Source organism: Sagittula sp. NFXS13 (assembly GCF_040148795.1).
Taxonomy (GTDB): Bacteria; Pseudomonadota; Alphaproteobacteria; order Rhodobacterales; family Rhodobacteraceae; genus Sagittula; species Sagittula marina.
Map to the genome: position 1 here is coordinate 1 of NZ_JAGEMH010000009.1, position 11,677 is coordinate 11,677.

Annotated in this window: 8 protein-coding genes; 7 read left to right on the top strand and 1 reads right to left on the bottom strand. The window is 62.4% G+C overall.

The window, feature by feature from the left end; all coding sequences use genetic code 11:
• Positions 1-240: 240 nt before the first annotated feature.
• Entirely contained in the window at positions 241-1,473 is a 1,233-nt protein-coding gene (locus J4E08_RS16365; protein ID WP_502949287.1) for an ROK family transcriptional regulator, read from the bottom strand.
• 262 nt (positions 1,474-1,735) lie between these two features.
• Between J4E08_RS16365 and J4E08_RS16370 the strand changes: the two genes are divergently transcribed.
• The 7 genes from J4E08_RS16370 (at position 1,736) to glgC (ending at position 11,673) form a co-directional block, all read left to right on the top strand.
• Entirely contained in the window at positions 1,736-2,761 is a 1,026-nt protein-coding gene (locus tag J4E08_RS16370; protein WP_349539422.1) for a sugar ABC transporter substrate-binding protein, read from the top strand.
• Positions 2,762-2,873: 112 nt separating this feature from the next.
• Positions 2,874-3,944 (top strand): ABC transporter permease, encoded by a 1,071-nt coding sequence (locus J4E08_RS16375; protein ID WP_183966958.1) that lies wholly within the window; start codon positions 2,874-2,876, stop codon positions 3,942-3,944.
• Positions 3,941-4,741 (top strand): ATP-binding cassette domain-containing protein, encoded by an 801-nt coding sequence (locus tag J4E08_RS16380; protein ID WP_349539423.1) that lies wholly within the window; start codon positions 3,941-3,943, stop codon positions 4,739-4,741. Before J4E08_RS16375 ends, J4E08_RS16380 begins: the two co-directional genes overlap by 4 nt.
• 98 nt (positions 4,742-4,839) lie before the next feature.
• Positions 4,840-5,619 carry a metallophosphoesterase family protein gene (locus tag J4E08_RS16385; RefSeq protein ID WP_349539424.1) on the top strand — a complete coding sequence of 260 codons (780 nt, stop codon included), beginning with the start codon at positions 4,840-4,842 and terminating at the stop codon, positions 5,617-5,619.
• A 189-nt stretch (positions 5,620-5,808) separates the two neighbouring features.
• Complete coding sequence (locus J4E08_RS16390; protein WP_349539425.1) at positions 5,809-8,184, top strand: glycogen/starch/alpha-glucan phosphorylase; 2,376 nt, start codon at positions 5,809-5,811, stop codon at positions 8,182-8,184.
• Positions 8,181-10,385: a 1,4-alpha-glucan branching protein GlgB gene (gene glgB / locus J4E08_RS16395; RefSeq protein ID WP_349539426.1), complete on the top strand. Its 2,205-nt coding sequence runs from the start codon at positions 8,181-8,183 to the stop codon at positions 10,383-10,385. The genes J4E08_RS16390 and glgB overlap by 4 nt, the downstream gene beginning before the upstream one ends.
• 31 nt (positions 10,386-10,416) lie before the next feature.
• Positions 10,417-11,673, top strand: coding sequence for a glucose-1-phosphate adenylyltransferase (glgC, locus tag J4E08_RS16400; protein ID WP_183966948.1), 1,257 nt, complete (start codon positions 10,417-10,419; stop codon positions 11,671-11,673).
• The last annotated feature ends 4 nt before the right edge of the window (positions 11,674-11,677 follow it).

Sequence of the window (11,677 nt, forward strand, 5' to 3'; positions counted from 1 at the left end):
ATCCAGGTGCGTGTCGCTGTGCTTAACCGCTACACCGCTCTTGGCATGCCTGTCACAGAGCCCGTGGGGTAACTCCGTCCGGGGAAGGGGGAAGTTCGGCCAGACTTCGATTTGTGCAACAAAGCCCGCCCTATCCCCCCTGCCCGCAAACCGCCCTTCCCGTCTCCCGCGCAACTGGCCGCGCCGGGCCCGCATCCCTGCGCGGTTGACCAGAAACTCTTGCGCCAGAGAACTGACCGCTCACGCCTTCAGAAACGCATTGCGGTCCACGAGGAACCTGTCTGACAGCGGCAGGCTTGCCGCGCCCAGCGCCCGCGCATCATGACCTATGGTGCCGGGGCGAACTTCGGGAATGTCGATGCCTGCCACGCTGATCTCTTCCAGCCGGGCAGCGGTGCGCCTCACGATCTCGGCCCTGACCGCTTGCGGCATCCAGCCGTCGATCATCACCGTTTCGAAATCGATCATACTGGCGGCGGAGAATGTCGCGTAGGCCAACCCCTCGACCGCCTCCTGCATCCAGGCTTCCAGAACATCCGCGTCCAGCCGCCAGCTTTGCGGCGTGCCCCAGATCATGTCGGCGGAGCCACCGGCTGCCTTTATCATGTCCTCAAGCGAGTTGAGCGACGCCACGTCAACCAGCTGCCGCACCGCGTTGCCCTCGATCCCGATCGGGATGGAGCCAAGCGCCGCAGCGTTCCCGGTGCGACCAGTGTACAGCGTGTTGTCCATCACCATGCCACCGCCGATGAAGAACCCTATGAAAAAATACAAGAAATCACGCGGACGGCTCTGATCGCCAAAGACCAGCTCAGCCCCGCAGGCCGCAGACGCATCGTTGCGCAGATAGACCGGAAACTCCCATGCATCGGCGAGCTCCGTGGCGATATCGCGCTCACGCCAATCGGCCATATCCTCCGGGTTCACCCCCAGCGGCTTGGCCCAGTCGTGCAGGCGAAACGGGATCGCGATCCCCAGACCCGCGACGCGCGCGCGTTGCGCCTTGGTCAGATCCCCCAGCAATTCCTCAACCGACTGCTTGGCAAACTGCACGACGCTGTCCGGCGTCGGATATTTGTGTGTCAGATGCACGCGACCTTCGACGTGCCCGTAAAAGTCGGTCAGGATCAGCTCAAGGCTCCGCCGCCCCACCTTCAGCCCGAGGAAATAAGCGCCACTTTTGGCCAGGCTCATGGGCACGGACGGCTGCCCCACCTTGCCGCGCACCGGTTCACCCTTCTGCAACAGCCCGTCGGCCTCCAACCCGCGCATGATGACCGAAACGGTCTGCGCGGACAGCCCGGTCATGCGGGCAATTTCGGCCTTGGCGAGAGGGCCCACCTGGCGGATCAGGGTCAGCACCAACCGTTCGTTATGCGCCCGAACGCCGGACTGGTTGGACCCGCGCGCGCCCTCGATCATGGTGACCGGGTCCCCCTCGGGCGAGCCGTCTTTGTTGTTCTGGCGTCCCATCGCCTACCCTCCCCTGTTGCTCGCCCACTTCTGCACCGCAGCATGTAACATTGCAGTGCAGAACGATTTTTTTCGGCTTTGCGGCAAGACGCAATGGCAGGAACATCATCGGGATTTCGGTGCGCTGTCAATAATAAATGCGATTGATTTATTTATTGTTGACCGATGGCTCCGAATCAGTTTTTGTAAAGCTGAGAGGCCAAGGAGGGTCTTTGGGCCAAGAGGTGTCGCGCAGTGGCCCCGCGAACTCTGGGAGGATACCATGAAAAAAGTCTTAATGGGTTCGGCGCTTGCGCTGACCACCGCCGCGCTGTCCACAGCCGCTCTGGCAGAAGCTCACAACACCACTGCGTGCCTGATCACAAAAACAGATACCAACCCCTTCTTCGTGAAGATGAAGGAAGGCGCGACAGCCAAGGCCGAAGAGCTGGGCATCACGCTGAAAACCTTTGCCGGCCGCATCGACGGCGACCACCAGACGCAAGTGCAGGCGATTGAAACCTGCATCGCGGACGGTGCAAGCGGCATCCTGCTGACAGCCTCCGACACCGGCTCCATCGTTCCCGCGGTGCAGCAGGCCCGTGACCAGGGCATCCTGGTGATCGCGCTGGACACGCCGCTCAACCCGATTGACGCCGCTGACGCGACCTTTGCCACCGACAACTTCCTCGCCGGTGAGCTGATCGGCCAGTGGGCCGCCGCCACGCTGGGTGATGACGCTGCCAACGCCAAGATCGCCATGCTCGACCTTGGCGTGTCACAGCCGACCGTCGGCGTTCTGCGCGACCAGGGCTTCCTTCAGGGTTTTGGCATTGACCTCGGCGACCCGAACAAATGGGGCGACGAAGAAGATGACCGCATCGTCGGCAACGACGTCACCGCCGGCAACGAAGAAGGCGGTCGCCGCGCGATGGAAAACCTGCTGGCGTTGGATCCGATGATCAACGTGGTCTACACCATCAACGAGCCTGCCGCTGCGGGTGCCTATGAGGCGCTGCGCGCCATCGGTCGTGAAAACGACGTGCTGATCGTTTCTGTCGACGGCGGCTGCCCCGGTATCGCGAACATTGCAGACGGTGTGATCGGTGCGACCTCGCAGCAGTATCCGATGCTCATGGCCTCCAAAGGCATCGAGGCAATCGCAGCCTACGCCAAGGACGGCACCAAGCCCGAGCCGACCGAAGGCAAGGACTTCTTTGACACCGGCGTGAACCTCGTCACCGACAAACCCGTCGATGGTCTCGAGTCGATCTCTGTCCAAGAAGGCACCGACCGCTGCTGGGGCTAACGCCGCTTTGAAACACTGCGAAGGGGCGCACGACGCCTCTTCGTCCCTTGCCCGGACCATGTGATTTCCGTCCGCGCTGCTGACCGCACCCAATTATCCTCGGGAGGACCCCATGTCAGAGACCGCCTCGAAAGGGCAGGACTACGAATCCTCGTTGTCCAAGGCCACCGCCTCGGTCGCCGCGTTCGAAAAACGCAAAGGTCTGGTGCCCCAGATCCAAAGCGCCCTGCACGCCACTCCAGCGCTTGTTCCGCTGGTCGTTCTGGTCCTGTCGATCGTCACCTTTGGCGTATTGCTGGGGTCGAAGTTCTTTTCTCCCTTTGCGCTGACGCTGATCCTGCAACAGGTGCAGATCGTCGGGATCGTTGCCGCCGCGCAATCGCTCGTGATTCTCACCGCTGGTATTGACCTGTCGGTCGGTGCGATCATGGTTTTGTCATCTGTCGTCATGGGGCAGTTCACCTTCCGCTATGGCATCCCCGCGCCGATCTCGATCATGGCCGGCCTGATGTGCGGCACGCTGATGGGTTTCATCAACGGCTGGCTGGTGGCCAAGATCAAACTCCCGCCCTTCATCGTGACGCTGGGCATGTGGCAGATCGTTCTGGCGACCAACTTCCTGTATTCCGCGAACGAGACCATCCGCAGCCAGGACATCGAAGCCGAGGCGCCGATGTTGCAGTTCTTTGGCAACGTGATCCAGGTGGGGTCTGCCCGTCTGACCTTTGGCGCGCTCTTCATGCTGCTGCTGTTTGTCTTGCTGGCCTACATCCTCAACCAGACCGCCTGGGGCCGCCACGTCTATGCCGTGGGCGATGACAAGGAAGCCGCAGAGCTGTCGGGCATCAAGACCAACAAGGTCATCATCACCGTCTACATGGCGTCCGGTCTGATCTGTGCCTTCGCCGGTTGGGCGCTGATCGGGCGCATTGGGTCGGTCTCCCCGACCTCTGGCCAGCTGGCCAACATCGAAAGCATCACCGCCGTGGTGATCGGGGGCATCTCTTTGTTCGGCGGGCGCGGCGCGGTCATGGGCTCGCTCTTTGGCGCGCTGATCGTCGGCGTGTTCACCCTCGGCCTTCGCCTGCTCGGGGCGGACGCGCAGTGGACCTATCTGCTGATCGGCGTGCTGATCATCAGCGCTGTCGCAGTGGACCAGTGGATCAGAAAGGCATCGGCATGACCATTCAACCTATCGTTCAGGGCCGCGGCATCGTCAAACGCTACGGCCACGTGACGGCCATCGACCACGCGGATTTCGACCTATACCCCGGTGAAGTGCTTGCCGTGATCGGTGACAACGGGGCGGGCAAGTCCTCCATCGTGAAGTCGATCTGCGGCGCGGTCATCCCCGACGAGGGCGAGATCAAGATCGAGGGCAAGCCTGTCCACTTCACCTCGCCGCTGGATGCGCGCGAGCAGGGGATCGAGATCGTCTACCAGCAACTCGCGTTGTCCCCTGCCCTGTCCATCGCGGACAACATGTTCGCCGGGAGGGAGCTGCTGAAGCCCGGCATCCGGGGATCGCTGTTCCGTCAGCTCGACAAGAAGCGCATGGAGGATTTCGCCCGCGAGAAGCTGACCGAGCTGGGCCTGATGACCGTGCAGAGCATCAACCAGGCGGTCGAGACTTTGTCCGGCGGTCAGCGTCAGGGTGTCGCCGTGGCCCGCGCCGCAGCCTTTGCCAAGAAGTTCATCATCATGGACGAGCCGACCGCCGCGCTTGGTGTGAAGGAAAGCCGCCGCGTGCTGGAGCTGATCCAGGACGTCCGGGCGAAGGGCATCCCGATCATCCTGATCTCGCACAACATGCCACATGTGTTCGAGGTCGCAGACCGGGTGCACATCCACCGTCTTGGCAAGCGCCATGCGGTGATGGACCCCAAGAGCATCAGCATGTCGGATGCGGTCGCCATCATGACCGGCGCGATGGAGCCGCCCCCGGTGAAGCAACAGCAACTGACGCCGAAAGCGGCGTGATTGTCAGCTGACAATTTGCCCGGCCCAGCGCCGGGCTTTTTGCATTTGGATAATTAAGAAAAGTGTGCATCGTCTTCCCAAAATCGGAGGACGACCTGATGATCGGCGAGACTGGCGGCTCTTTTGCAGTTCTGGCCGACATTCATGGCAACGCGGATGCCTTACGGGCGGTTCTGGCGGACATTGACGCGCAAGGGATCACGCAGGTCCTGAACCTTGGCGATCTGTTCAGCGGCCCTTTGGCGGCACGCGAGACCGCCGAGATCCTGATGGCGCGCGAAATCCTCACCATACGGGGCAACCACGACCGCTATCTGCTTGAACAGACGCCTGCGCGGATGCAGCCATCGGATCGTGTGGCCTTTGAACAGCTTGAGCCTGAGCATCTGACCTGGCTTCAAAGCCTGCCCGCAACACTTTCCCTGACGCCCGATATCTTTCTGTGCCACGGCACGCCGCGCGATGACACCACCTATTGGATGGAGCATGTGCCACCTTCGGGCGTGCCGAATCGCAGACCGCTGGCGGACATCGCTGCGGAGGCGGAGGGCATAGACGCCAGCCTGTTCTTGTGCGGGCATACCCACATCCCGCGGCGGCTGGACATTGGCGGTGGCAGAGTGGTCTTCAATCCCGGAAGCGTGGGCTGCCCCGGCTATGATGACGACCTGCCGCTGTATCATGTGATGGAAACCGGCACGCCCGCCGCCACGTATGGCATTGTGACCCGCACGGCGCAGGGCTGGAGAACCAGCCTTGCGCAGGTGCCCTACGACCCTTGGCGCATGGTCGCCATGGCACGGGCCGCGGATCGCGAAGACTGGGCCGGCGCGATCGGCACCGGCTGGGTCGGGTCACTGCAGCCCCTCACAGCCTGACAGCGCCCAAATTTGTGGCAGAGGCGCCACCGGACCGGAGAAATGCCGCCCAACTGCGCACAATACTTGCGCGAAACATGCTCCTGCCGCAAATGTTAGCGGTAGCATAGACAGACGTCACGACGGGCTGACTTGTGGGCTCAGCGTGCTAGTGTTGAATGAAGCGACGACACCGCCGAGGGCTCCCCCATGAAAAATGATATCCTGCGCCACCTTCGCTATGGACTGGGCAAGGATGCTGCGCATTCCTCGACCTACGACTGGCGCATGGCCCTGAGCCGTGCGCTGCGTGACCGGATGGTGGACCACTGGATCCCCTCCACCCAGGCCGCCTACAAGTCGAAGTCAAAGCGGGTCTACTACCTGTCGATGGAATTTCTGATCGGGCGTCTGGTCGAAGACATGGCCTCCAACCTTGGGCTGGTGGACGAGGCGCGCGCTGCCCTGTCCGACCTGGGGCAGGACTACGATCTGATCGTGAAGGACGAACCCGACGCGGCGCTTGGCAACGGGGGTCTTGGCCGACTGGCCGCCTGCTTCATGGACAGCCTCGCCACCTTGGGCATCCCGGCGATGGGCTACGGCATCCGCTACGAACACGGACTGTTCGAGCAGGATTTTGTCGAAGGTCAGCAGGTCGAGCGCCCGGAAACATGGCTGCAACAGGATCACATCTGGGAATTTGAACGCCCGGAGGTCGAGTATCGCATCACCTTTGGCGGCCACGTGGAACACCACCACGACAAGGCGCATTGGCATCCCGGCGAGACGGTGCTGGCCACCGCCTACGACACGCCGGTGATCGGCTGGAAAGGGCGCTGGGGCAACACCCTGCGCCTGTGGGCGGCGCAGCCGGTCAAGGTCTTCGACCTGGCGTCTTTCAATCGCGGCGATTACCTGTCGGCCTCGCGGTCCGAGGCATTGGCGCGCACGATCTGCCGCGTGCTGTATCCCGATGACACCACCGAGACCGGCAAGGAGCTGCGCCTGAAGCAGGAGTATTTCTTTACCTCCGCATCCATTCAGGATCTGATCCGGCGCTTCATGAGCGACGGCGGGGACATCCGGAACCTGCCCGACGCCGCTGCGATCCAGCTTAACGATACGCACCCCGCCATTGCCGGACCTGAGCTGATCCGGCTGCTGGTGGACGATCACGGGCTGAAGATGGACGAAGCCATGGCGCTGGCGCGGCGTTGCCTCGGCTACACCAACCACACGTTGCTGCCCGAAGCGCTGGAGCGCTGGCCGGAGTGGCTGTTCGGCCGCGTGCTGCCCCGCCACCTGGAGATCGTGCGCGAGATCGAGGACGACCATCAGCGGCGGTTCCCGGACAGCCCGCGTATCCTTGAACACGGCAACGTCTGCATGGGTGAGCTGGCGTTCATCATGGCGCACAAGGTCAATGGTGTCTCGGCGCTGCACACGGAACTGGTGAAACAGACGGTGTTTGCCGATCTGCACAAGCTGCATCCGCAGCGCATCGTCAACGAGACCAACGGCATCACCCAGCGCCGCTGGCTGAAGACCTGTAACCCGGCCCTGTCCACCCTGATCACCGGGCAGATCGGCGACGGCTGGATCACCGATCTGGACGAATTGGCCAAGCTGAAGCCCTTGTCCGGCGACGCGCAGTTCAAGGACGCTTTCATGGCGGCCAAGCGCAGCAACAAGGAGCGGCTGTCCAACTGGGTCAAGGCCGAGATGGGCATAGATATCGACCCGGCCGCCATGTTCGACGTGCAGATCAAGCGCATCCACGAATACAAGCGCCAGCACATGAACATCCTCGAAACCATCGCCCTGTGGAACGAGATGAAGGCCCGGCCGGACGCGGGCTGGACGCCGCGGGTGAAGATCTTTGGCGGCAAGGCCGCGCCGGGCTATTACGTGGCCAAGGAGATCATTCACCTGATCAACGACGTGGCCGCGACGATCAACAACGATCCGGTGACGAAGGATCTGCTGAAGGTCGTCTATCCGCCCAATTACAACGTCACCATGGCAGAGATGCTGATCCCTGCCGCCGACCTGTCGGAACAGATTTCCACCGCTGGCAAGGAGGCCTCGGGCACCGGCAACATGAAATTCGCGCTGAACGGCGCGCTTACCATCGGCACGCTGGACGGCGCCAATGTGGAAATCCGCGAACACGTCGGGGCGGAGAACTTCTTTCTGTTCGGTCTGACGGCGGACGAGGTGATGGAGCGGCGTACCCACCCCGGCTATGCCCGCGCGGCGATTGATTCCAGTCCCCGGATGCAGCGGATCTTTGGCCAGATCGTCGAAGGGCGGTTCAGCCCGCAGGACCCAAGCCGCTATCACGGGCTGGTCGGCACGTTTTATGACAGCGACTACTTCCTGGTGACCTGCGATTTCGACAGCTATTACGACACGCAGCGCCGCGCAGACGAGGCGTTCAAGAACGAACGCAACTGGGCGGCGATGGCGCTGACGAACACGGCGTCGATGGGCTTTTTCTCTTCGGATCGGACGATCAAGGGCTATGCAAAGGACATCTGGCACGTGGGACCGCGGCCCGATGTGGCGGAGGCCGCGGAATGAGCCTGATCGACGCAGATGACCTGTCCCGGCTGTTGTCGGGGCAACATACGGATCCTTTTGGCGTTCTGGGCCTGCATGAGGTCGATGGCCAGTTGGTTGCGCGGGTGTTTCGCCCCGGCGTGGCCGAAGTGGAGGTGATCGACCGCAAGACCGGGCGCCGCGCCGCACGGCTTGAGCGGATCGAGGGCGAAGTCTTTGCCGGGGCCATTCCGCGTCGCAAAAAGTGGTTCCCCTACACGCTGCGCATGACCGAAGGCACGGACACCTGGGTTGAGGAGGATGCCTACGGGTTCGGCCCGGTGATGGGCGAGCTGGATGAATACCTGCTGGGCGAAGGGACCCATGGCCATCTGTGGACCGCGCTTGGCGCGCATGTGATGGAGCATCAGGGCGTCTTGGGCACGCATTTCGCGGTCTGGGCGCCGAATGCCCGGCGCGCCTCGGTGGTCGGCAATTTCAACGGCTGGGACGGGCGGCGGCATGTGATGCGGCGGCGTGGCGCGACCGGGGTGCACGAGATCTTTTTGCCCGGTGTCGCGGACGGCGACTCCTACAAGTACGAGATCGCCAATGGCGACGGCGCGCTGCTGCCGCTCAAGGCTGATCCCGTGGGCTTTGGCGCGGAATTGCCGCCGCGCACGGCCTCCGTTGTGCGCGACCTGCGAAATTACGATTGGAACGATGCGGGCTGGATCGCCCAGCGCGGCAAGACCCATGCCATTGATGCCCCGATTTCCATCTACGAAGTGCATCTGGAAAGCTGGCGCACCGTGCCGGAGGAGGGCAATCGCCCCCTCACCTACCGGGAGCTGGCGGCGCAACTGGTGCCCTACGCCGTGGACATGGGGTTCACGCATATCGAGCTGACACCGATTTCCGAATATCCCTTTGGCGGCTCGTGGGGCTACCAACCGGTCGGACTGTACGCCCCGACCAGCCGCTTTGGCTCACCAGACGATTTTCGGGCGCTGGTCGATGCGGCGCATCAGGCCGGGATTGGCGTCATCATCGACTGGGTGCCGGGGCACTTCCCGACGGACAGCCACGGGCTGGGCCGATTTGACGGCACGGCGCTTTATGAACACGCCGACCCGAAGGAAGGCTATCACCCCGACTGGAACACGCTGGTCTATAACTATGGCCGGGCGGAAGTGGCCAACTACCTGATTGCCAACGCGAAGTTCTGGCTGGAGGAATACAACCTCGACGGGCTGCGCGTGGATGCGGTGGCCTCGATGCTCTACCGGGACTATTCGCGCAAGGACGGCGAATGGGTGCCCAACAAGGACGGCGGACGCGAGAACCTGGAAGCCATCGACTTCCTCCGGCGCATGAATGAACAGGCCTACGCCGCCCAAGACGGGATCATGACGGTGGCCGAGGAAAGCACCGCCTTTCCCGGTGTGTGCGCGCGAACGGACGCCGGTGGGCTGGGGTTTGGCTACAAGTGGAACATGGGGTGGATGAACGACACCCTGCGCTACATGGCCGAGGACCCGATCAATCGGCGGTACCACCACGACAAGATGACGTTCGGGCTGCATTACGCCTTCACCGAGAACTTCATCCTGCCGATCAGCCATGACGAGGTGGTCCACGGCAAGGGCAGCCTGATCGCGAAGATGCCCGGCGACGACTGGCAGAAGTTTGCAAACCTGCGCGCCTATTTCGGCTTCATGTGGTGCCATCCGGGCAAGAAGCTGCTGTTCATGGGCTGTGAATTCGCCCAGATCGCGGAGTGGAACCATGAGCAAAGCCTGGATTGGCACCTGCTGGAAAATTCTGCTCATGCGGGTGTGCAGACCCTGATCCGCGATCTGAACACGCTATATCGTGAAACGCCGGCGCTGCACGGGCTGGACAGCAAGGCCGAAGGCTTCACCTGGATCGACGGTGGCAACGCCAACGACAGTGTCTTTGTCTGGACGCGGCAGGGCGCTGACGGCGAACCGGTGTTGGTCGTGGTCAATTTCACGCCCATGACACACCACGGCTACAGGATCGGCGTGCCGCGCGCAGGCCATTGGAACGAACGCCTGAACACTGATGCGCCGCTCTATGGCGGCTCAGGTCAGGGCAACCCAGGCGGACGCACCGCCGACCCGGTTTCCGCCCACGGGCTGGACCATTCGATCGAGATCATCGTGCCGCCGCTGGCCTGCGTGGTCTTTACTTCGTCCGACGCAAAAGCGGGGAGTTGAGCGCCGGACCGGACCCAGAAAGGGGGGAGACATGGATAACAACGACCGTTTCACACTGGCACAGCAGACCATGGCATTTGTGCTGGCCGGGGGCCGTGGCAGCCGGCTGAAGGAAATGACCGATGTGCGGGCCAAGCCTGCGGTCTATTTCGGCGGCAAGACACGCATCATCGACTTTGCCATGTCGAACGCCACCAATTCCGGCATCCGCCGCATCGGCGTGGCGACGCAGTACAAGGCACACAGCCTGATCCGCCACTTGCAGCGCGGCTGGTCCTTCTTTCGGGCGGAGCGCAACGAGGGTTTGGATATTCTGCCCGCGTCGCAGCAGCTTGACGAGACCAACTGGTACAAGGGCACCGCGGATGCGGTCACGCAGAACATCTCGATCATTCGCGGCTATGAGCCGAAGTATATCCTGATCCTCGCGGGGGACCACATCTACAAGCAGGACTATTCCTACATGCTGGAGCAGCACGTCCAGACCGGGGCAAAGGTCACGGTGGGCTGCATCGAGGTGCCCAAGGCCGAGGCCAGTGCCTTTGGCGTGATGGCGGTGGATGAGAACGACAAGATCATCGACTTCGTGGAAAAGCCCGCCGATCCGCCCACCATGCCCGGCGACGACACGCAGGCATTGGCGTCCATGGGCATCTATGTGTTCGAGGCGGAGTACCTGTACGAGATCCTCGAAAAGGACCGCCCCGACGATGAATCGGAGCATGATTTCGGCAAGGACATCATTCCGGCGATTGTGAAGCAGGGCGGTGCCTATGCGCATCCGTTCAGCCGGTCCTGCGTGCTGTCGGGGCTGGAATCGGAACCGTACTGGCGCGACGTGGGTACTTTGGACGCCTATTGGCAGGCCAACATCGACCTGACGGATTTCAATCCGCCGCTGGATATCTTTGCCACCGACTGGCCGATCTGGACCTATTCCGAGTTGGTCCCTCCGGCCAAGTTCATCCACAACGAAGAGGGTCGTCGCGGTCAGGCTGTGTCCTCCATGGTGTCGGGCGGCTGCATCATCTCCGGCTCGTCGCTGTATCGCTGCATGTTGTTCACCGGGGTGAAGACGCACAGCTATTCGCAGCTCGAAGGGGTGGTGGCCCTGCCCTACGCCGAAGTGGGCCGTCGCGCCTACATCAAGAACGCCATCATCGACCGGGGCGTCAAGATCCCGCCGGGGCTGGTGGTGGGCGAAGATCCGAAGCTTGACGCCAAGCGGTTCCGCCGTACGGAGAAGGGCATCTGCCTGATCACCCAAAGCATGATCGACGCCCTGTAAGGAG